Source organism: Enterobacter sp. Crenshaw (genome assembly GCF_024734705.1).
GTDB lineage: Bacteria > Pseudomonadota > Gammaproteobacteria > Enterobacterales > Enterobacteriaceae > Enterobacter > Enterobacter asburiae_B.
In genome coordinates this window covers 1782673-1802997 of sequence record NZ_CP102932.1, presented here as the reverse complement: position 1 = coordinate 1802997, position 20325 = coordinate 1782673, and the positions used below count along the sequence as shown (strand labels likewise).

Below are 20325 nucleotides of genomic sequence, written 5' to 3'. Positions count from 1 at the left end.
AAAAAAAGCCCCGAAGGGCTTTATTTATTTTACTGGCATATGCTATTGAAATTAACCTCACCTTTATCATCTTTCTCGTCAATTATTTTGACTGGACTATTATCAACAACTTTATCGTCTTTAACAGTCAGGTGAACGTAATAATTTCTATTTCCAACATAGCCGCCATATGAGTTTTTTGCATTAACAGTCCCACAGACATATCCAACACCATCGCCAAACTGGCGATAGAATGAATTAAATTTAGCGCTCTCTGGATCTTTTAGCGATTGCTTGACTAAAGACTCGCCAAATTTAATCATTTCTTCATCGCTGGGTTTGCATGCGGTTATAAATAAAGACAAACAAATAACAAAAAGATACTTAAACATTTTCTAAATTCCCTATGAGCTTAAAAAATCACTCATAGGGTAGCCCATGAAAATGAAAAATGGCAGATTAAGTTACAATCCAGACATCCATTCCTCCAGCTTGCTGATCTCCCTGTCTTCTTCCTGCTCACCCCATTTCAGCATCACGTCAGGGATAGTGAATTTCCCGCCCTGAGAGTTCAGCATTGCAACGGAGATCTGCGCCGCCTGTGCATCGGCACGCCAGTCTCCCACAGGACTGATACGGTCGAACTCGATCCACATTTTGAGCTCACTGGCGGTCATGGTCTGGCGCAGCTCGTGAAGAGTGCGCCCCATCCGGAGCGCCAGCGACATCATGAAGAAGGTCAGCGGCTGCTTTACGGCTTTCCCGCTTCTTCCTGACTCATCCCGAGGTTGAGGGCCTGAGCCAGCAGGCGCGCATGCACAGGACCATAAATTTTAGATACCTGCTCTTGATCTTCATCGCTGAATACGCGCTCGCCGTTTTCATCCAGCAGAACGTCAATAAACAGAACCACATCAGCCTCTTTGTTACGCAGAAACTTTTCCGCCTCCGTCAGCGTCGGTGCCTCTTCGCCCTCGGCGAGCTGGGGATTAACGATCTCCCGGAATTTCACCCAGGCATCGCCAGAGGGTTCACGCAGCGTTACCTTTGCGCCATCCCATTCAGGGACCGTGATACCTTCTTTGGTGCGATAGGCTTTTGATGCTGTAAGCGCCACGTTGCGTAATGAATTCTGTGATGTTTTTTGCGGCATTTCATTTTTCTCTTGTTACATGATCGGAGGGATAAAAAAAGCGGCCGAAGCCGCTCAGGAACCAGACGCGTAGATGCGTTTCGGTTTGCCGCGTACACGCAGAGAATAGGTAGCGCCAACAACGGAAGAGGTTGCGGCAGACCATGAGCTCTGGCGTACCTCCACCAGCACGTAGAAACCGTTGCCAGACGGGAATACCACGCGCAGCGCGCGCAGTTCGTCATTTTCGTAAGCGGTCTGCAGTGCCTCCTGTGCTGCTTCATCGCCAACCCAGTTACGGGTAATGCTCATTTCAGCAGGCGCGGCGAGGCCGTTGGTTTGCTCCTGTTCAGTTGAGCACAGCGTGGTTACGTCGATATCCCCTTTCTGCCCGCCGGTGAAGGTGATCTCCTTTGTTGCACAGGCTGCTTCCAGCCAGGTAACACCAGCCCCCGGGAAACCTGAGGCGTTAAAATCCTCGGCGGTTACGGGTGCGTCGGAGACGGCAAAGGTCATCCCCTTTGTGACTTCATACTTACTGGTCATGGTTTCTCCAGTTAAAAAAAGACCGCCGGAGCGGTCTGTTATGGTGGGTAAAGTTAAACGGTTACCTGAAATTCGAGCGTTGCCCGGTGATAGCGCAGATCAGGCTCATAGCCCGGCGTTTTCACAATGCTTTCCGGCTTCAGCGCCTGCAGAGCATCAAGCGCCATATTCCTGATCGTGCGCGCTTCAGCGATGGTGCTGGAATAGACATCAACCTGCACAGAAACGGCAGATTCAGCCTGACCGCAAAGAACGTCTGCGGCCACGTCGGTAATAATCGAGAAAATTACCCAGGGCGGAGAGACTGAAGGCTTCCCGTCACTGCCGAGCGGCGCAACGTAGGGATAAACCTGCCCTCCGGCCAGCGGCGCCAGCAGAGGATAGAGATCGTCTTCCGTCATTTGCTTAACGCCTCGTCAATGGCCTGGTTCATGCGCTTGATTGCGACCTCCGTCGCCTGCTCCTGGCGTACATCGAACGCGGGGCGAATGAAAGGGTGCGGCGGCATGTTAACGGTACCCATTTCGACGAATCGCCAGTAAAAGGCGTTTCTCGGGTTGTTCGCCTTCATCGTGTTATCGCTGTTCCCGGTGCGCTGGTTAACACCACGAATGTGGACACCGGAAGAAATTTCCCCACGGCGTCGGCTTTTTTGGGTCACCACCACCACGTTTTTTTTCAGTTTCCCGGTACGCACCGGAGCGCGGGCGATCACTTCTTCCTTAAGCACTTCGGCACCGGCGCGCGTGGCATCACGCAGAACCTTGTTGTTTTCAGCGCGGCTGAGCGACTCAAGGTCTTTTGCGATGTCATTTAAACCGGAAAAGTCGAGGCTCGTTTCAATCATTTTTCGGCCCCCTGCTTACATAAAATTTCGAAAAGAACACCACGAGAATCAGGTATTGGTGGACCAACAATATTTAAAACAGCCCCCTTAAACGGGCCAGTTTCAACCCTTATCCTGGAGGCAGCAGTGATATCACGGCGAAATCGTGTCCACACCCTGATAGTAGCGATGGCGGTTTCAGCCCCTGCCGCTACCAGTTCACGTCCACTAATTCCTTTTACTTCGGCCCATGTCTCCGAGCCGTCATGCCATGATTCAACGGGCTGCCCGGAGCTATCCCTTTCCGAAGAAAGGTTCTGTACGGTGATTCTGTCTCTGAGTCTCCCGGCCTGCATAACACCTCCTACAACCCATAGATTCGGTACGGCTGCAGTAGCGCTTCCACAGCAAATGGGATATCTGATGTTATGTTCCCGATATTTACCGCCTCTCGGTTTGCATACCAGTGACCGATAAGGAGTAACATCGCCGCCTTCACATCGTCTTTAAGGAGAATCGAATCAGGGTCCTCTGCGTATCCAGGGCTGCTTTCAGTGTCATAGAGCGTTCGCCTTGTCCATGTCTGTACATATTGCGCAGCCGCCCCTATGTATATCTTCAGCAGAGCATCATCGCCGGTAAAATCGGTATCAATGCGGCAGTGCTGTTTCACCACATCAAGGTCGACCATTATTTTTTCGCCTTCTTGTCCGCTTTTACTTCCGGCTGTTCCTGCTGCTGTTCCTGCTGCTGTTCCTGCTGCTGTTCCTGCTGCTGTTCCTGCTGCTGTTCCTGCTCTGCAGGATTATCTGATTCATCGAGCATCGCATAACCTTTTTTAATGAGTTCACGCCCGTGCTGTTCCAGAGTTTCCAGCGGAAGCCCTTCAGTAACGACGGTACCGCCGAAATAAATCGGTTTGAGTGCGATTAGTTTCATTTTCCCACCTGTAAAAGCGGCCCGAAGGCCGCAGTGTTTATCAGCTACCAGCGCCAGTGCTGAATGAACCGTACACGAACGCTTCAGGGCGTTTGACGGCCAGCGCCAGACGTTCCTCGCAACGGATGGTGATCATGTTTTTCTCGAAGTCGTCGGCGTTCTCCGTGGAGATAACAACGTTCGCATCTTCGCGGTCGAAGATTTGCGCGCCAGCGTTGAAAGCACCAGTCAGGAATTTACCCTGGAAGGCTGCCGCTTCGGTTGCAACAACTGGCAGGCCCCACAGAGTCGGTCCAGTCAGCGCCGCAGGGTTAGCCAGGATGTAGCGGCCCAGGCTGTCTTTGGTCAGCTCGATACGTGCCCAGTCAATGAAGTGAAGGACGTGGCCAGATGCAGGGAAGCGCGCCAGCTGCGCCTGCAGCATTGCCAGACGGAGATCGTCAATACCGCTCTGCTGTTCAACAGTAAACGCTGGGTTAAACGCTGACGCCTGAGGAACGATGCCATGCAGATGCACACCGGTACCGTCACCGAAGAGAATTTCCTGCTCTTCTGCGTACTTCAGACCGTAGCGCATTTCTGCATCAACTGTTGACTGCAACTGTGCGAAGTCATCCAGGATCTGCTTGGATGCTTTGAACAGGTGAGCGATAGTGCTTACACCAGTGATTTTCGGCGTAAACTCAATGTCGCTGTATGGTTTCTGCGTATTCTCAGGAACCACTTTCGCGTTGTTGGTAAAGCCTGTCTGCTGCACCCAGAAAATAGCCGGAGAGGAAGTGCGGCCAGGCGCTATCAGATCGCGAATGAACAGGCGCTGTTTTGGAGCCGTATCAATTCCAGGAATTCGCTGGGGTTCGACAACACCATCAGGCACATCCGCAGAAGTCAGTGCGGCCTTAACCGGGATACTGATACGCTTGCCACCTTCCACGCCGGAGGCAAAGGTTTTCAGCGCTTCAGCGGAGATCACCTGCTGGCCGATTGATTCCACAACATGTTTCGCGTTTGCCAGCGGCATCTGGGCGACATGTTGCTCCAGTTCGCCCATTGCTGCCTTCAGTGTTTTTTCTGCTTCGCGAAGGGCGTTGAACTCAGAAGCCATTTTATCAACGGCTGCCTTTGTTTCTTCTGACAGCCTGCCGGATTTCTGCGCCTCCTGGAGCGCGTCTTCTGCTTTCTTGTTGAACTTGCCGGTTGCCTCTTCAATGCTGGCAGTGACTTTTTTCAGAATATCGTTTACTTCAGACATAAAGGGTCCTTATTTGACTAACGCCGCCAGGGCGTTTTCAAGTGAATTGATGGTTTCAGGTTTGATGTCTTCGGCAGCGCCCGGCGTACCGTCGTGAGTGGTGACAGCGCCAGGCATGCCACCGGATAAGGCTTTAATGAGTTTTCTGCGCTCAGAGCGCGGGGTATTGGTCTTGGCCAGTAGGGCATCGAGTTTCCGAAGCGCTGCTGCTGGCGATTCGTCGCCGTCGCTGACCGCATCAGCAGAAAGCAAACTGTCTGCCAGTCCCTTCGCCACAGCATCACTGCCACCGATATAGCTTTCCGCGTCCATCAGCTTCTGTACAGCGGCCATATCAAGGCCGGAACGTGCCGCGTAGATATCAGCCATTGCGGTATCGAATGGCTCCAGTGACTGTGCCAGTTCAGCAAAGTCATGGCGGTTTCCCATCGCGTATACCCAGCAGTTGTGGATCATCAGGAAGGCACCGCGGCCAATCTGAATATCATCCCCGGCCATCGCAATTATCGAGGCGGCACTGGCGGCAATGCCCAGCACCTTTACAGTTACACGGCCTTCGTACTCGCGGAGAAGGTTATAAATAGCCAGACCTTCGAACATGTCCCCTCCAGGCGAGTTGATATTCACCGTAACGTCGGCACCGTTCATCGCCCGAAGCGCACCGGCAATTCGTTTAGCTGTTACCCCTTCGCCCCAGTAGTCCTGCCCGATAACATCAAAAACAGAAATGCTGTTATCGTCGGTGCCCGCCGCTTTGATCCCACCGTCCCAGCGGTCCAGTGCAGACGGTAATGTTTCACAGGTAACGCGCGCGCAGGGGCGACCCGCCGGTGCTACCGGAAGTTGTTTTTTGCTCATCAGGAAAGTGCTCCTAAGCGGCCTGTTTCAGCGGAGATTGTTCAAAGGAAATGTCGGGGAATACGTGGTTATGCAGCTCTCGCAGGGCAACGGCCTGAACTGCAGGGTTGCTGCTTTCGAGATTTTTCAGTTGCGTCAGGTTGAGCTGAACGGTGTAAATGTCGCCCCCTTCAATCGGCGGCATGTTCTCAAGACGACGAACGTCATTGCGGGACATCCAACCATTCTGAAGCGCGCTCGTATAGTAAGCGGCACGGCCCGCGCTGTCGGCGCGCAGCAAACCTTCAACGGAGAATTCTGCGAAAACCTCATCATCGCTGTCCAGCAAGCACCGGCCAATCTCCTGCTCGATATTCACCAGCAGCGGGCGAAGAGTGTGGGTCAGGAAAAGGAGGTTCATTCCTTCCAGGCTCGATGCCCAGCTGCTTTGTTTCGTGGTGTGACCAACCATGAAAGGCGGTACGCGAAACCAGCGGCAAATCTCTTCAATGCTGAAAGATCGGCTTTCAAGAAGCTGCGCCGCCTCAGGATTCATTGTGACGTTCTGGTACGTCAGTTTGTTTTCCAGCACCATCAGTTTTCCGGCGTTTTTTGAACCGATAAATGCCTGAAGATTCTGGCGCAGACGGTCACGCTGTTCTTTCGTCAACGCATTTTCTGAGGACAGAAAGCCAGTGCTCTGGAGACCATTCTCAAAGATTTTCGCAGCCGCTTCATCCACCGACATAGCCGCGCCAAAAACATCAACACCTGCCATCGTCGGCATCATGCCGCAGACACCATCCAGACCAAATCCGCGGATGTGCATCATATTTTTGACCGGGATAATGCGTTCCGTTCCGTCCTCGGTGTATTTGTATTGCAGCGTACCGCCAGAGAGTCTCTTCACTACCATGTTTTGTGGAAGCAAGGGCACCAGCGATACCAGGCGGTTTGCGATGAACTTCTTCTCTACGAAGGCGTTCCCGCGCAGACAGATACTGGCGACAACCATCAACATAAAACGTGATGGCGTCATTTCTGAATTAGGACGACGGCACAGCACCGAATATGCAGGATGGTCTGCAGCAGCCTTTCGCGAACCATCAGGCTGGCGCACGTATATTTTCAACGGGAGTGTCGAAATCGACTCGCTTAACAGCCTGACACACGCCCAGACGGCAGAGAGTTTTATCGCTTTATCAGCGGTGACTGTCTTGCCACTGCTGCTGGTGCCATACCATTCGCGCCAGAATTCACCTGTCGTAAGACTGATTGGCACGCCCAGCCAGTTTAACAGGGCGCTTTTCACACGCCCGGGTTGCTTGTTCTTAGCCATCAGATACCCACTATGATCGGTTCGTCAAAAAAGCCCTCAATATCTTTGTCATCCTCTTCATCCCCTTCAGCTGCGCCAACTGCCATAGCGCCAGAAACAACGCCATCAATACGGCCATTACTTCTGCGCTTGCTGAATACCCGGTTACCGTTTTTATCCTCTTCAATAACGGCGTTCGCCGCACACCAGCGCAGGCAGGGATTAAGAACAATGCTGATCCGCTTTTCCATAATCAGTTGCTCGAAAAGCTCAATGGAATGCGGCATCCACAAACCTGATTCAGACGATTTACCAAACCCCTGCCCGTGCGGTACGAGAGGAACCGTGACACCTTCGTCATCCAGCTCAGGGGTCAGGTAGTCAATGTGATAGCGGTCGAAAGCGACTTTTCGTATATCAAACATCGCAGCCAGTTCAGCCATACGCTTTGCGACAAAGCCGTAGTCAATGGCCGTACCGGGAGGCGCATGGATATGACCATCACGCTCCCACACATCGTAAGGAACCCGGTCAACGCGAGCGCGATCATATAAAGTATCTTTCGGGGCCCAGAACTCTGTCAGCATTACGCTGATGTCAGGAAAATAAAGAGAAAGTGATGTAAGGTCCCGCTTGCCAGATAAATCCAGCCCGCCATAGCAGGTTTTCCCCCGTAACTGCTCAATACTGATGTCCTTTTCACAGGCCATCCAAATATCGCCGCTGATCCACGGGTTCTCTGCATCCACCCACTGACAGAAGTTCAGTCGGCGAACCAGGCTTTCTTTCGCAGGCATGCCGCGGGCATCTTCTACCTGCTCGCGCAAATAGTCAGGCTGAAAGGTATGTCCCATGGAGGGATTTGCTTTACCCCAGCATGATTCATCTTTAAAGGGATCGTCGCCTTCATCCAGTGAACAGATAAAGGCAAAAAAAGCATCATTCTCGCGCTGACCTGCAGCAACCTTCTGTCCGTACTGGTGGTAGTCGTAACAGACGCTGGTTTTATCGTGCCCGCTGTTGGTAATCATAAAAATCAACGCCTGCCGCCGACCTTTAGTCCCGGCACGCATCATTTCTACCGCGCGGTTATCTTTATGCTCGTGAATCTCATCTATGAGGGCGCAGTGAGGACGAGGCCCAGACTGACCATCATCAGAGCTGATAGGCCTGAAGAAAGAACCGTTTTGAAGAAACGCCAGGTTCCACTCTTTTCCGGCACCTCCTGACTTCTGAATTCTGGACAGAAGCGCAGGTGACTGATCAACCATGGCCACCGCATCCCGAAAGAGGATCATGGCCTGGTCTTTTTTCGTCGCAGCAGCGTATACCTCTGCACGAGGTTCTTTGTCAGCTGTCATGCAGTAAAGGCCAACCCCTGCCGCCATCGGCGATTTACCAGAGCCCTTCCCGGATTCTACATACACCGTACGGAAACGACGCGTACCGTTTTCACGCTTCCAGCCGAAAACAGAGCCGACAATAAAACATTGCCAGGGCAAGAGGATAAATGGCTCACCTTCATGCTCACCACCATTCAGTTTCAATACCTGAGCAAAAAAGTTGATAGCCCGTGTAACCGATTCAACATCCCAGGTCAGTCCACGCTTTTTGCCCTCTTCTAAATCACGCAAATGGCGCTGGCAGGCATTACGAATATCAGGACCGGCTATTACCTTCCCCGAAGTAACATCCATTGCATACTGTGTTGCAGGATCAACCGAAGAACTGGTTGAGCGGGTCTTCTTCTTTTTCTCCACCATCAACTTTCACCTTCGTTCTGGCGGCCGGAGTGAGACCGAATTCAACCAGGTAGCTTTTAAATCTACGATCAGCATCGGCAAGCATGGCAACCGCTGGATTTGCTTTAATCAAAAATCCTCCTTCAGTCTGCACGGTGTATGTTCGCCCCTCATCGGTGATCGTGAGGCGCAGCTGCAGAATGTCGGCGTAAATATCACATAGACGTTCGAGCGCCAGCGTATCGGCAATGGTCAAAATCCCCATGCCGTCGAGTAGCACAGTTAGCTTTCCCCAGGCTACCTTTCCCCAGTCAGAGAGGTGCTCGGGTGGACTCGGGATTTCTCGCGCCGGTGTGGGCTCTTTGTCGTTGAGTTTGCGTTTGCCCGGGTTGCCGGTTACCACTTTCAGGTGGGTCGGTTTCGGGCGTCGTCCTGCCATCGGAACCTCCCGGAAAAAAACTTTTCATTTCGCGGTTGTGCACAAAAAGGATGGGCGGCGGTCATTCAGAGGCAAGGTGCTGAACTCTTTCCCCGCCCTCCCCCAACGCCTTCAAAATGAGAAACGTTATCGTTTGAACCAGTGCGACGTTGGGTCGAGTGGGATGCCGCTCTCGTCACAGCCGATGATGGTGCCTCTCTTCTCCATCCTCTGCTTAGTTGAGTCATGGTGCAGCTTGCACAGGCCCTGCCAGTTACTGCGGCTCCAGAAGAGCTTCTGAGCTTTGCTTATGGCGGTCGCATCGCGAGAACGAAGCGCCTCTTTCAGTTTGTGGGGGGTGATGTGGTCAACTACCGTTGCCGCAGCCACCCTTCCCTGCTCCTGACACATCACACAGAGTGGATGGGCGCGAAGGAAGACCAGGCGCTCTCTGTCCCATTTGCTGCCGTAGATACGTGGTTCTTTATTCACGCAAGCCTCCACGCCCGTCGGCGTTCTGTACGTGGCGCTGAGTCAGGGTGACGTTCAACAGGTTCACCATCTGCATGATCCACCAGCGAGTAACACGGATAAACCACAGCGCCGCCATAGGCATCACCAACGGCATAATCAGCTGGCTTGCTGCTATCCCATCGAGAAAGGACTCGTTCAATATGCTGAGGGGGTACGCTATAGCAAACGCCGTGTATCAGCCGCTGCTGCGTGATGTAATCAGCCTGAGTCTTATCAGCAACAATCAGCCGCTCGGCTATCTGCATTTGATACTGCGGCGGTCGGCCGGTGCCGAGATAAAAGCTCAGCATGTAATCAGGGAAGCGCACCAGCCATTCAGTTACCTTATCGGTGAAGCCCTGCACAGGAAGCGCGTCGTCTTCCAACACCACTACCCGGTAAGATTGCTCAGCAGCCCATTCGATAGCGCGACGATGATTCCAGTTCGCACCGTGATCCCCTTCATCGATAAGCAGGTGTGCGCCGAGTTCGCCTGCCAGAAATGCAGCTGAGGCAAAGCGGGAATGATGACCAACCACAACAAACTTCACTTGTGTTTCCACCATGCGGCCTCCTTACCGATACCATCAGTTTTGAAAACGGTATGTACCAGAGGGCCGGTGACCAGCCTGTCAGCGAATGCCTGCGCGACAATGCCAAAAGCGATCATGTCACCTACCGCAGCGCCATCCTGTTCTTTCTTCCAGAAGCGATAACTCTCTATCCGGTAGTAAAGGCGAATAATGCCGTGGGCGAACGCCATAACATCAGCGCGAGTACCTCCCAGCAGTCCAGCGTTAAGCATCACATCGCCGCGGTGAGCTTCAATGAACTCCTGATAGATACGCTCAGGATGATTCTGCTTCGCCCAGGTGTCGGCGTAGGTCTTCGGTTCAGAACCGACGTAAACACTACCGGGCTGCATTTCTTCCCACGGTGCGCGGAGCATTTCGACATCGGTACCATCGGTACACCAGACGAACCGGTATTCAGGATGGTCTCGCAGATGCTGCCAGATGTGCAGCCAGCGCCGGAAGTAGACATTCATCTTCACGTCAGGGACGCGATACAGCTCAACGTCTGCCGGTGCCGCCTGCAGTTCATCCACCAGCGCGATACGGCCACAATTTCGAAGCGAGGCAGCCCACTTGGTCAGCATGTCAGGTGCGGCCACCATTTTCGTGCCGCGCTGCGGGTCTGGCTGGCTGGTAAGCAGCGTTGTTATTACCACGTCGCGCTGAGATCTATATTCGGCATAGCCTGTATATCCTGAATCTCGGCGCTGCCCGTAAATCACAGCGTTTTTCTTATCGAGCGCCTCACGTTCAGGCCTCGGTATACTGCGTGCGCCTTCTTCGTACTCGTCCATTGAGTGAATCAGCTTTTCAGAGCCAACTACATCAGCAAACGCCCATGACGTTAAGCCAGCGTTATAAATCCGAAGCGCCAAATCAGGATGCTCATACATGCCCCGGCCATACACCGGATCGAACCCGCCCACCTTCTTGATGGCGCTGCGGTGGTAGTACAACATCACGCCACGCTGCCCGGTGTAAGCAATATGCTTATTATCCCGGTACAGAACGGTCATATCGTTAATTTTTCGCGGGCCAGCCAGATCGAGAAACTGATAAGCCAGGTGCAGTTCTGGTGATTCGATATACGGCAGGTGCCAGTTATCGGTGATGGGCCAGGCATCATCATCCCACAGGAATAGATGCTCGCACCCAGCATCCATCAGGGCTGACAGGCTGGCGTTCTTCGATGCAACAATGCCGAGCGATGTTTCATGACGAAGCAGCTGCACGCCGTCGGGAACTACCGCTGCAGGTTTAGAGCCATCATCTACAACCACCACCAGCGCACCGGCTGGCAGGTGCTTCATGTGCTGTTCAAGCGCTCGTTTCAAAACGTCGGCGCGCTGATGTGTCGTTATTGCAATCCCGATCCGCGATGAAATTGCGCTGGCAGGTGCATACGGGACACCATCAATAGTGACCTGCATAGTTAACGTCTCTCATGTATGATTAAACTCTTTTCAACTAGGGGGTGCTTATGGAAATATCAACCGTAAACCAACTGATAGCCGCTGGTGCTGGTCTAATTGGTGCTTTTATTGGTGCAGGAATTTCCGGGTGGATAAATCATCGAATAAGTAATGATAACCACAAAAGGGAATTAAAGTCCTACCAGGCTGGGTTCGTTGCAGAGGTCCAAGCCTTACAATCAATTATTGCTGAACGTGGCTATTTAAAATCATTTCAGGATTTCGCTCAACACCCTGACATTTTGGCAGGGGGTAAAGTTACTTATGAAATATTAATACCTGATAATTACGCCAGATTTTATAATGCAAACTTAAACAAAGTCGGCTTGATAGGGCCAGAGCTTTCGTCGAAACTTATTCAATATCATCAGCTATTGCAAGCTATAGTCCAAGATTTGCAACCAGATGCAGCCCCTATGAAATATGGCTTTGACAAGGATGTTCTAGACGAAACAATCCGCATATTCTCTAAAGCTTTGCGTATCGGAGATGAAATTCTAAAAGAAAATAAATACAAGTAACTTAATTGAACCCTATTAATCCATTTAGAAACTCATGGATGAGTTCCCATTAATTTCGGCTACAGTTTTTTTTCCATGCCTTGTTATGCGCCAGGATGTCTTTCTTCGTCTGGCGGTCCATAACGTCGATGTCGTGATCAGTCAGGTAGATTGGCTTTACCCAGTCACAGGCGGTATCAACCACCACCGGGACGCTTCCACGTGTCACGCAGCTCGCGATCAACATCGTCATCAGGCATGCGGTTAACAGTCTGCTGTACATTGCTGGCCTCTTTCGTTGTCTCTACCCGGCGTTCGGCTACTGCTTCAGTGGCTGCGGCCTTTTCTTCGGTGCGCTGCAGGTCTGCTTTGGCTTCCGCTTTGCTGGTGCCGCGAATATGGCCCAGGCCGAAAGCGCAAGCAATGGCAGCTATCACCGCAGCCGCCAGTCCGATTATCGTTTCAATACCCATAGTTGCCTCACACCAGCACTGATTTCGCAAGGTTATAACGACGCCGACGGTCATCAAGACCATTACGCCCGCCATTGATAAGCAGTGTCACGCGCTCCACGTCGCCGGAATGGAGCAGGCATCCATGAGAGACGTAGAACCATGCAGCGGAGCGCGCAGCGTATTCATCTCGTTCCAGCAGTTCTGGATACGAAACCAGATCCAGCTTGAGCGCCATGCCGCAGCTTCGATAGTTGCTAAGGCCGGTGATTTGCTTCAGGCCCCGGCCGCGATATTTCCAGCCATCACCAGCAGTCTGGTTGCCAAGATTCTTTTTGCCCCACTCGCCGCCGTAAACCAGATTAGCTATCGCTTTCTGATTTGCCGGTTGCGTTGCCGTTCTGCCCAGGGCGGCGGCCTGCTGGGCGGTGATGCGGTGACTACCGAATGTTGGTACCAGTCTGTCTGCGGCATAGTTCAGGCTTTCCACCAGCGTTGTATACCCGCCGGACTCATGCCCAATCTGCGCGATAAACATGGCCTGATCTACCGGCTTGGTAATGCCGAACTCTTTCATCGCATCGCTTACTGGCTGAAACCAGCGCGCAGCTAACTCGGCGCTTTGCCCAGCCGCCTTTTGAAATTGTGATTGGTTCATTAGTGCCTCAGTGCATCAACCAGGCGCGCCACGTTACCCCGAGCCCAGAGAATGGCAGCACATATCAGGACGTTGACCAGCACCACAAACCAGTGGGATTCATGGTACAAGCCGAACAGGTAACGGAAAGGGACGCTGGCGTATACCAGCACCGTGAAATAAGCCATCAGCGATATCAGAGGGCGATGTCTCGCCCCGCCGCGCTGGTAGAACATCAGTGCAATAACGATAACAGCAGAGATAATTGCGTTTGCCATCGCACTCGGATCACTTGTTACCATTGCTGGCCCCTCCACCACGTAAACGCGAGAGAATTCCAAACAGGCTACCCAAATCCTGACTGTTGACGAACGTCAGCAGCTTAATAGCAATAGCGGCTACGATTACCGCGCCCAGCGCATCAAGTGGCCTGTCGCTATACCCCGTCCATTTGGAGAAGTAAGAGCCAAGCAGTGGAGCGCCAATAACGCCGAAGATGAATGAGGTGATGAAGTAGCCAACCAGCTTAAGGCGGCTGATATTAACCGCGGTAGCGACGTAGAACACCGCGCCAGCGAATGCACCAAACACCACACCGTAATCTATGCCAGTTGCCAGGCCGAACATGCTGGCCCCCATCAGACCACCAGCCGCTACCGTAGTGCCAGAAACAGGATCGGACATTTAGCCCCCTCTTATTGCCGTGAGTCCTCTCAGAACGAGGGGAAACAAAAAAGGCCGCCCGTAGGCAGCCTCTAAAATTGACAAAACCCCGACGAGGCGAGGCTTAGGAATCGTTTTAAGTCCGTGGCGTAGAAACCACTCTTAACACAGTAAATGATAAAATGCGGACCGCGTTAGTGATTTTTTCTTCATAGCAAGTTAATTTAATGCAATCAGATTGGGATTAAAAAAATACGAGGCAAAATTGGATAGCTCTACCACTTTTAAAGTCTATTACGATGCTTTGGATGAAGAATTGTCGAAGCATAAGATCGATGCCAAGACGCTTAGTTTATCTATTGGCTCAATGGCCGATCTTATCTCTAAAGCTGACCGAAATCTTAATGATGGCCAAGAAACAGTCAAACTAATGGTAACTGCGCCTGCCGCACCAGGTTCGATAGGCGTAGTGTATTCCATGCTTGAATTAGTACCGCATGCAGTTAACGTTGCAAAAGTGATTGGATTGACTATGGCTGGCGGAGCTATTGCCGGTGGTTCTGCGCTTTCCTTGATAAGACAGCTAGGAAGCAGAAAAGTAATCTCTATTACCCGAAGAGTGGATACAGATGAAGCTGTTCTAGAACTTGATGGAGAAGAGATTGTTTGTAACGAGGCTGTAGCAAAATTGGTTACCGATCCTGAAATTCGTCAAGCTTTAGTCAACGTGGTACGAGCACCTCTTGATGGTAAAGAGCGCCCGATTTTCAAAGTCACTGATGAAAACGGAGAAGAGGTCATTCGTTTAGAAGGTGAGGAAACTGAAGAAGTAAAACCATTACCTCGTGGAACTTTGCTCGAAAAAGAGGTTTCCGTTAATGAAGTTAACGTCAAATTTATCCAAGTCAATTTTGAAGGTAACAAAGGATGGAGAATCGAACATCTAGGAGAGGAACACTCTGTGAGCCTTGATGATGATGCATTCCTTGCTCAAGTCCAGGCAGCTAGAGTCCAATTCTCGAAAGAAGATCTTTATGTTGTTGATTTAGAAACAACAAAAACATTTACTGCACGAGCCGTCACAAACCGTTATGCTATCAAGAAGGTAAAAAACAAACGGCCAGCCTAGACAGATAAAAATGATAAACCAGCAGATTTTAGAACTTGCGATGTGGATAGGGGTGATAATGGCCTCCCCAATCCTTTTTCGCTTTTCATATGCTGCATCTGCACTAGTGTGGCGGAGGCTTTTCCCTGTCCGCAGATTTGAAATTGTTTACCTAGATAAAGTCACAAAGACTGAACGCTCGGTAACAATTACTATGCCAAAAGCAAAAGGCAAAACAATCGTTCAGTTGATAGAAGAAGCAACCAAGGATGGTGTTAAGTAAATGTCAGAAGACAAAAAATCCTCCGGCCCCGTTACTTCTACTCTATCTACCGGAGGGATTGGCATCATTTTATCCGGTTTAGTGGCCTATTTTGTACCTGATACAAAATCAGATACTGCAAAGTTACTCTACCTTTTCATTCCTTTGTTATCTGCAGTTTTAACATATCTAATGTGTTGGGTGATCGCACGTCACGGTTTAGAATCTCCAGAAGATGCTGCAAAAAGGAAGCAGTACCTTCGAGATCTTGCAACAATAGACTCTCAATTAGCTTCAGTTCATACAACCCCGGAGTTTAGGGAAAAGCTACTTCGTGCAAGGGAAATGACTGTAGAATTAATGATTAGCATTGGCAAAAACAGTACAGCAAATATACCAACTCTCCCGGCTCAAGAAGAGAAAGGCAACGCCTGATTGCCTTTCTCTGCTGTTTTTAATCCATCTCCAGCTTAACATCCAGCATACTAAGGCAGCCGTCTATAAATCCTTCTGCCATCTGGATCTCTATGCGTATTAGTTTCTCATCCTTTTTTCTTGCTTTAGCGATTTTCCGCTTTGAGATGCCATAGAGATAGTGTGCGACCAAGAGCGAATGTTCATAGGGCTTGCGTTTTTGAAGCCGAGCTAAACAGCCCTCGATAATTAGGGCATCGTCATCAGTACATGACAGGCGGGATTTGCTTGTTGGGGGAAGAAGCCCTTTGAAACCAGCGGCTATTGATGAGTAATCAACACCGGAACTATCACTCGCAGCCCAACCACCCCAGCGCTCTAAAACCATCTGAATGTCACGCATGTTTTCTCCACTATTCATGCTAATACGCCGATTTCCAGCGCACGATCTAAAAACCGAAACAGCAGCACCAACTGGTCTCCGTGCTTCGCTTCAAATGCCACAGGATCAGCGTGCAACTCATCGTGATGCGCTCTGCACAGCGGTATCACAAACAGGTCATGCGCTTTGGTACCCATTCCACCCTGCCCGTGGCCTATCAGGTGGTGGGGGTCGTCTGCCGGGTTATTGCAGCAACTGCACTTCTGCGACTTAACCCAGCGGGTGTACTTATCGTTCTCCCAGCGGCGGCGCTTTGGCTTCAGCATGAAAGATTCCGGTGATTCAGGATCGACCTTCACCGAGACTATCTTCTTAACTTTCTCCTGGAGGATTTCAGTCGCCGGTAATGAAGGAACAATGTCACTTTCCCGCATTACTGAGCTGTGCGATTCAGGCTTAATCCTGAGGGCTTTATTGGCCACTGATTCAGGAATAAGTTCGGCCAGATCGTTACGTACCATCCACCAGCAGAACTCCGGCAACGTCAGGGTATGGTCTGCAGTAAAGCCCAGCATAATATTCACCCTTTCGAGCAGCCATTTTACCAGGTTCTGCATGGCAATTCCTGCCAGTCTTTCAGTTGTTTGTTCACGTAACTGGTTATCACATCCCCAACAAAGGCGAATGCTTCCGGGTGTGTGCCGCATTACCGTAAAGTCCTTTGAATGCCAGTCATTGTGGGGCCACTGACATTCGAATTTACGCTCCAGCCAGGCATCAAGACTGCTAATCCCACCAGCACGATGAATAACCCGCTCGTTCAGGAAAAGCTCCTGCATGCTGACATCATCTGTCAGTGGCTGGTGAGCTTCAGGAATCAGCCCAGATGGCAGATGCTGGATAGCTTCAGATGGCGTTTCAATAACCACCCTGCCGCGACGAAACAACCACAGCAACTCATTTCCTGGCCGGAACAGCACCACCCCGGACATTGGCGCAACTTCAGGTGTCAGTATGGCTCTCACCCTATTCCCCCTACAGATGGTTGATGTTTAGTGATCGCTATTTCAACTCTGCCACCCGGAACTTTAGGGCCCCACTCCACCAGCATTCGCTGAACCTGACTATCATCCTCCCAGATACCAGCGTGAGTAAGTGCGTCAAACAGAGCCTTGTTGTAATTGTCGATGTCGCGGCGGCGTGCATCCGGCGGAAAGAGAAGGATCTCCACCGCAGCTGGTGATGATGATGGTTTTGGAAGGCAACGCAGCTGCTCAATAATCGCTGCGCATGCCGCACTCTGATATGCCCTGCCTTTCTCACTGATAAGATGGCGGCCTTTTAACGGCCCCTTGTTCGGGGCTCGCCAGTAGGTGTTTACGCTAGGCGGGAACGGGAGCACCAGTTTCATAAACTCACTCCCTGTTTTTTCAGCCATTCAACAGCGTTATCTCTTGCCTTGTCTCCACCGGATAAAAGGTCTCTAACGATCGATACCGGATCTGCAACCCATTCAGTTTTGACGACGGTAATGCCCCTGGCAACGCCAGGAGCAATGGAGAGGTATCCCTTTTTCTTAAGCGCCTTCACATGCTCAGCAGCAGCGTTCTGCGATGAGCAACCAATGAGTTCAGCAAGCTCTATCAAAGTTGGTGGGAAGCCAACCTTTTCAATGTGAACCTTAATAGCTTCATACACTTCACTTTGACGCGGCGTTAACTCGTTCATGAGTCCTCCCCAATACGGCCCTTGTAGCGGCCAAAGCGACCGTTAAGCCGCCCGATGATGCTGTAGAACATCATTAGGCTTACCCCCATAGGCTTAACCTTCTCGTGATATTCCTTAAGGATCGGCGTTGCTATTGAGTTCCAACCTGCTGATGGATTATCAGTGATGGCTTTCTTAAGCGCGGTGCTGCATTGACGAGCAACATCACGAACGGCGTTATCCTGCTCGGTTGATAGTTTTATCATGCTGCATGCTCCCGGTTATTTGTGACCGGAACAGCAACGCCGGGAATCAATTCAACCGCAGATGATTCGGCCTGATTACCCCAGTGGTCCCAGCCATGCGCGCCACAACGGCTGAAGAGTTCGATTCGCGGGACATCACCATAGAGCTTCTCCAGACGGAAACGCGCCTCTGCAGGTTTTTGGCTGTGCTCACCGAGTGGGCTGTAGATAACCTGCTTAATGCTGGCGCACTGGCGTTCAAGTCCATTTCCCCTGGTGGCTATCAGCAGGTCTTCCGTATTGGCTCGGGTGTAGTTTCCGCCGTTCATGCGGGTCTGCTCGTTAAGCAGGTCTAGGAAGTCGTAAAAGTCCTCTACTCCACCAGCCTGAAGCACTTTGTTGATGTGCTGCTCTGCCAGCTGGTTGAACTTCACCCACGTAAAGCCCTTCATCGTGCGGACCTTAAAGCCCCAGGCTTCAGCCAGTTCGATAGCCTCGCGGGTGTGCGTGCCGGTGAACCACATAGCCAGAACAGCATCATCAGCAGCAAGGTCCCAGACCGGAAGACGCTTCATGTCGATAAGCTTCATCGTGCCGTAGTGATTCGTGGCAGCGCCATTGCTGACGGTGTTGCCATATTCCCAGGCTGGGTCAGCGTAAATCAGTGAATATTTCATCAGACGTTCCTCGCTCGGCCAGCCAGACACCAGCCATCGCCGGTGGTTTTAACCCTCGGCACCATACTCAGGCAGCGCTTACGCTCCTTGAGAATTTTGGCGCGCATGGTTTCGTTCTTTGAGCGATTGAATGCCTCCATCAGAACGGTAGCTGCACGCAGATAAAGCCCCTTGTCAGATAGCTCTTTAGCCTTGTCCATCATCGCAATGACAGCTGGGTTCGGTGCGGCTTCCTGCTTTGGCTCAGGTATTACTTCTCCTTTCTCAACCGGCATCCGTGGGATGATCGGACCAATAGGACCTTCCGGCGCTTTTGCGTAGTAACGAAAGTTGTGACGTTCTCCTTTGCGCTCAGCGCGGTTAAGCATGACCAGGCGGCATACCGCACGCTGAACACTGTGCAATGCGTACTCCGGCAGTGCTGCGGCGATCTGCTTGTTCGTCAGTCCGGGGTTATTGGCCACGAACAGCTGGATTGTTTTGAGAAAGCTCATGAGTTCGCTCCTCTGAAACCGTTGGGGACTTTGCTGTAGTCTGTGTTCTGGAAGCTGGAACGGAAAACGCCATCTTCTCGGGCCCACTCACCGTTGATACGAGGTGGACGCCCAGCTTTGGCCCAGCTGTTAGCTGACTTCAGGTAGCCAGGGAACTTGGTTGGCTGGAAAAGAGTCTGGGGGCGAAGGTAAGCCGACATCGTGAGGTCTTCACTCCACTTTGCGTTGCAGTAATCCACCACCAGCGATAACTCTTCAACGGTGTAGCCCTCCCCGATTCGGGCACGAATGTTTTGCAGGGAGGTTGTTGAAACCTGATAACGCGAACTGGTCACCTGGTTCAGATGGTTTAAAACCTGTTTAGCCTGATCGGTGATCAACACATCACCGTCTGGTTGCGACGCAACCGGACAAATAGGTTTTTTAATATCTGTAGTATTCTCTGTTGTATTCTCTGTAAGAACATCAGTGCATTTTGACCTGATGAGAGCGGTTCGTTTTGACCCGTTGGAGCGTTCCACTTTGACCTCTTCCATCGGTTCATTTTGACCTGATGGAAGAGTGCATTTTGAACTCTTCGATTTTGTCACTTTGACCTCATCTAAAAGTTCGCTTTCGTAGTTGATCGTGTAGTAGTTCGTCATGTCGCGCTGAGACTTGTTCAGTTGCTCAACTTTGAGCACGCCGAGGTTCTTCAGGCGGGTAAACGTGCGCTTCAGCGTAGACTCAGACCAGAAAGGGAACTGCTCCAGCCACTGCTCGTTGGTGTTGTAAATCCAGCGCACGCCGTCACGCTCCAGTCCGGAGGTGGTTTCTTTAAGCCAGTAGTTAACCTGCTGCAACGCAATGGCCTCGTTCAGGCCAATGCTGTACGCAAGATCAGGGTTTATCACTATTGGCCGGGATGGCATCAACAGGCTCATGGTCGTCCTTTAACTCTGTAAATTTACGCTGGAATTGCTCAAGAGGGCTGAAGCACTCATGATCGTACCCTTCGCGAAGGTATATAACGCGTCGAGTCTGTGGCTCCCATCGGATGACACGGACCGGGACGCCGTAGTGATCTTTGAATCGCCGGTTAACTTCAGCCATTCCTCACGCCCCTTCTCGTTCATCTGAGCAAATGCCTCTACCATCGCGTTCTCAGGCTGGTAGTTGTTCACGCCAGCCTGGTCGTTTAATCTCTCCACATAGCCGAATGGGGAGTCTTTTCCAACCAGTGGAAGGCATCTGAA

The 20325-nt window shown here is 51.4% G+C and carries 33 protein-coding genes; 3 read left to right on the top strand and 30 right to left on the bottom strand.

The window, feature by feature from the left end; all coding sequences use genetic code 11:
• Positions 1-29: 29 nt before the first annotated feature.
• The 17 genes from NWV12_RS08615 to NWV12_RS08535 all read right to left on the bottom strand — a co-directional run bounded on the left by NWV12_RS08615 (position 30) and on the right by NWV12_RS08535 (position 11507).
• Positions 30-371 (bottom strand): hypothetical protein, encoded by a 342-nt coding sequence (locus tag NWV12_RS08615; RefSeq protein ID WP_101744504.1) that lies wholly within the window; start codon positions 369-371, stop codon positions 30-32.
• Positions 372-443: 72 nt separating this feature from the next.
• Complete coding sequence (locus NWV12_RS08610) at positions 444-707, bottom strand: DUF4035 domain-containing protein (protein WP_101744710.1); 264 nt, start codon at positions 705-707, stop codon at positions 444-446.
• Between the two features lie 23 nt (positions 708-730).
• The gene (locus NWV12_RS08605; RefSeq protein ID WP_063144004.1) at positions 731-1132 is read right to left on the bottom strand and encodes a phage tail assembly chaperone; all 402 of its coding nucleotides are present in this window, start codon (positions 1130-1132) and stop codon (positions 731-733) included.
• Positions 1133-1186: 54 nt separating this feature from the next.
• Positions 1187-1657 carry a phage tail tube protein gene (locus tag NWV12_RS08600; protein WP_000202242.1) on the bottom strand — a complete coding sequence of 157 codons (471 nt, stop codon included), beginning with the start codon at positions 1655-1657 and terminating at the stop codon, positions 1187-1189.
• Positions 1658-1710: 53 nt separating this feature from the next.
• Positions 1711-2058: a DUF3168 domain-containing protein gene (locus NWV12_RS08595; RefSeq protein WP_101744503.1), complete on the bottom strand. Its 348-nt coding sequence runs from the start codon at positions 2056-2058 to the stop codon at positions 1711-1713.
• A complete protein-coding gene (locus tag NWV12_RS08590) occupies positions 2055-2504 on the bottom strand; it encodes an HK97-gp10 family putative phage morphogenesis protein (protein ID WP_101744502.1) in 450 nt (149 codons plus the stop codon). Before NWV12_RS08590 ends, NWV12_RS08595 begins: the two co-directional genes overlap by 4 nt.
• The gene (locus tag NWV12_RS08585; RefSeq protein WP_028019706.1) at positions 2501-2839 is read right to left on the bottom strand and encodes a phage head closure protein; all 339 of its coding nucleotides are present in this window, start codon (positions 2837-2839) and stop codon (positions 2501-2503) included. The genes NWV12_RS08590 and NWV12_RS08585 overlap by 4 nt, the downstream gene beginning before the upstream one ends.
• 8 nt (positions 2840-2847) lie before the next feature.
• Complete coding sequence (locus NWV12_RS08580; RefSeq protein ID WP_101744501.1) at positions 2848-3174, bottom strand: head-tail connector protein; 327 nt, start codon at positions 3172-3174, stop codon at positions 2848-2850.
• The gene (locus tag NWV12_RS08575; protein ID WP_158641725.1) at positions 3174-3422 is read right to left on the bottom strand and encodes a hypothetical protein; all 249 of its coding nucleotides are present in this window, start codon (positions 3420-3422) and stop codon (positions 3174-3176) included. The genes NWV12_RS08580 and NWV12_RS08575 overlap by 1 nt, the downstream gene beginning before the upstream one ends.
• A gap of 40 nt (positions 3423-3462) precedes the next feature.
• Positions 3463-4674 carry a phage major capsid protein gene (locus NWV12_RS08570; protein ID WP_101744500.1) on the bottom strand — a complete coding sequence of 404 codons (1212 nt, stop codon included), beginning with the start codon at positions 4672-4674 and terminating at the stop codon, positions 3463-3465.
• Between the two features lie 9 nt (positions 4675-4683).
• A complete protein-coding gene (locus tag NWV12_RS08565) occupies positions 4684-5532 on the bottom strand; it encodes a head maturation protease, ClpP-related (RefSeq protein WP_077064164.1) in 849 nt (282 codons plus the stop codon).
• A 13-nt stretch (positions 5533-5545) separates the two neighbouring features.
• A complete protein-coding gene (locus tag NWV12_RS08560) occupies positions 5546-6850 on the bottom strand; it encodes a phage portal protein (protein ID WP_101744499.1) in 1305 nt (434 codons plus the stop codon).
• Positions 6850-8592 (bottom strand): terminase large subunit, encoded by a 1743-nt coding sequence (locus tag NWV12_RS08555; RefSeq protein ID WP_101744498.1) that lies wholly within the window; start codon positions 8590-8592, stop codon positions 6850-6852. Before NWV12_RS08555 ends, NWV12_RS08560 begins: the two co-directional genes overlap by 1 nt.
• Positions 8546-9010: a phage terminase small subunit P27 family gene (locus NWV12_RS08550; RefSeq protein WP_063666291.1), complete on the bottom strand. Its 465-nt coding sequence runs from the start codon at positions 9008-9010 to the stop codon at positions 8546-8548. The genes NWV12_RS08555 and NWV12_RS08550 overlap by 47 nt, the downstream gene beginning before the upstream one ends.
• A gap of 126 nt (positions 9011-9136) precedes the next feature.
• The gene (locus NWV12_RS08545; protein ID WP_101744497.1) at positions 9137-9481 is read right to left on the bottom strand and encodes an HNH endonuclease signature motif containing protein; all 345 of its coding nucleotides are present in this window, start codon (positions 9479-9481) and stop codon (positions 9137-9139) included.
• Positions 9478-10068, bottom strand: a complete 591-nt coding sequence (locus NWV12_RS08540) for a hypothetical protein (RefSeq protein WP_101744496.1) — start codon at positions 10066-10068, stop codon at positions 9478-9480. Before NWV12_RS08540 ends, NWV12_RS08545 begins: the two co-directional genes overlap by 4 nt.
• Entirely contained in the window at positions 10050-11507 is a 1458-nt protein-coding gene (locus tag NWV12_RS08535; RefSeq protein ID WP_101744495.1) for a glycosyltransferase family 2 protein, read from the bottom strand. Before NWV12_RS08535 ends, NWV12_RS08540 begins: the two co-directional genes overlap by 19 nt.
• Positions 11508-11557: 50 nt before the next feature.
• Between NWV12_RS08535 and NWV12_RS08530 the strand changes: the two genes are divergently transcribed.
• On the top strand, positions 11558-12070 hold the full coding sequence (locus tag NWV12_RS08530; protein WP_101744494.1) for a hypothetical protein: 513 nt from the start codon (positions 11558-11560) through the stop codon (positions 12068-12070).
• Positions 12071-12246: 176 nt separating this feature from the next.
• Here the strand turns inward: NWV12_RS08530 and NWV12_RS08525 are convergent, their stop codons facing one another.
• The 4 genes from NWV12_RS08525 to NWV12_RS08510 are packed head-to-tail and all read right to left on the bottom strand — an operon-like array spanning position 12247 to position 13822.
• A complete protein-coding gene (locus NWV12_RS08525) occupies positions 12247-12522 on the bottom strand; it encodes a hypothetical protein (RefSeq protein ID WP_101744493.1) in 276 nt (91 codons plus the stop codon).
• 7 nt (positions 12523-12529) lie between these two features.
• Positions 12530-13159 carry a glycoside hydrolase family 19 protein gene (locus NWV12_RS08520; RefSeq protein ID WP_101744492.1) on the bottom strand — a complete coding sequence of 210 codons (630 nt, stop codon included), beginning with the start codon at positions 13157-13159 and terminating at the stop codon, positions 12530-12532.
• Positions 13159-13440 (bottom strand): phage holin family protein, encoded by a 282-nt coding sequence (locus NWV12_RS08515; protein ID WP_063161553.1) that lies wholly within the window; start codon positions 13438-13440, stop codon positions 13159-13161. Before NWV12_RS08515 ends, NWV12_RS08520 begins: the two co-directional genes overlap by 1 nt.
• Positions 13427-13822 carry a phage holin family protein gene (locus NWV12_RS08510; protein WP_022648767.1) on the bottom strand — a complete coding sequence of 132 codons (396 nt, stop codon included), beginning with the start codon at positions 13820-13822 and terminating at the stop codon, positions 13427-13429. Before NWV12_RS08510 ends, NWV12_RS08515 begins: the two co-directional genes overlap by 14 nt.
• Positions 13823-14066: 244 nt before the next feature.
• Between NWV12_RS08510 and NWV12_RS08505 the strand changes: the two genes are divergently transcribed.
• Entirely contained in the window at positions 14067-14930 is an 864-nt protein-coding gene (locus NWV12_RS08505) for a hypothetical protein (RefSeq protein ID WP_101744708.1), read from the top strand.
• Positions 14931-15192: 262 nt separating this feature from the next.
• The gene (locus NWV12_RS08500) at positions 15193-15606 is read left to right on the top strand and encodes a hypothetical protein (protein WP_158641724.1); all 414 of its coding nucleotides are present in this window, start codon (positions 15193-15195) and stop codon (positions 15604-15606) included.
• A gap of 19 nt (positions 15607-15625) precedes the next feature.
• Here the strand turns inward: NWV12_RS08500 and NWV12_RS08495 are convergent, their stop codons facing one another.
• Genes NWV12_RS08495 through NWV12_RS08455 form a run of 9 tightly spaced genes read right to left on the bottom strand, consistent with a single transcriptional unit; the run spans position 15626 to position 20182 of the window.
• Positions 15626-15988, bottom strand: a complete 363-nt coding sequence (locus NWV12_RS08495; protein ID WP_101744707.1) for an antiterminator Q family protein — start codon at positions 15986-15988, stop codon at positions 15626-15628.
• 14 nt (positions 15989-16002) lie between these two features.
• Entirely contained in the window at positions 16003-16992 is a 990-nt protein-coding gene (locus tag NWV12_RS08490; protein ID WP_101744490.1) for a DUF968 domain-containing protein, read from the bottom strand.
• Entirely contained in the window at positions 16989-17378 is a 390-nt protein-coding gene (locus NWV12_RS08485) for a RusA family crossover junction endodeoxyribonuclease (RefSeq protein WP_016063600.1), read from the bottom strand. The genes NWV12_RS08490 and NWV12_RS08485 overlap by 4 nt, the downstream gene beginning before the upstream one ends.
• Positions 17375-17695, bottom strand: coding sequence for a LexA family transcriptional regulator (locus NWV12_RS08480; protein ID WP_101744489.1), 321 nt, complete (start codon positions 17693-17695; stop codon positions 17375-17377). The genes NWV12_RS08485 and NWV12_RS08480 overlap by 4 nt, the downstream gene beginning before the upstream one ends.
• Positions 17692-17940 (bottom strand): hypothetical protein, encoded by a 249-nt coding sequence (locus NWV12_RS08475; protein ID WP_101744488.1) that lies wholly within the window; start codon positions 17938-17940, stop codon positions 17692-17694. Before NWV12_RS08475 ends, NWV12_RS08480 begins: the two co-directional genes overlap by 4 nt.
• Positions 17937-18596 carry an MT-A70 family methyltransferase gene (locus NWV12_RS08470; RefSeq protein ID WP_101744487.1) on the bottom strand — a complete coding sequence of 220 codons (660 nt, stop codon included), beginning with the start codon at positions 18594-18596 and terminating at the stop codon, positions 17937-17939. The genes NWV12_RS08475 and NWV12_RS08470 overlap by 4 nt, the downstream gene beginning before the upstream one ends.
• Positions 18596-19090, bottom strand: a complete 495-nt coding sequence (locus tag NWV12_RS08465) for a hypothetical protein (protein ID WP_101744486.1) — start codon at positions 19088-19090, stop codon at positions 18596-18598. Before NWV12_RS08465 ends, NWV12_RS08470 begins: the two co-directional genes overlap by 1 nt.
• A complete protein-coding gene (locus tag NWV12_RS08460) occupies positions 19087-20013 on the bottom strand; it encodes a conserved phage C-terminal domain-containing protein (RefSeq protein ID WP_101744485.1) in 927 nt (308 codons plus the stop codon). Before NWV12_RS08460 ends, NWV12_RS08465 begins: the two co-directional genes overlap by 4 nt.
• Positions 19970-20182: a DUF4222 domain-containing protein gene (locus NWV12_RS08455; RefSeq protein ID WP_073961580.1), complete on the bottom strand. Its 213-nt coding sequence runs from the start codon at positions 20180-20182 to the stop codon at positions 19970-19972. The genes NWV12_RS08460 and NWV12_RS08455 overlap by 44 nt, the downstream gene beginning before the upstream one ends.
• Between the last annotated feature and the right edge of the window lie 143 nt (positions 20183-20325).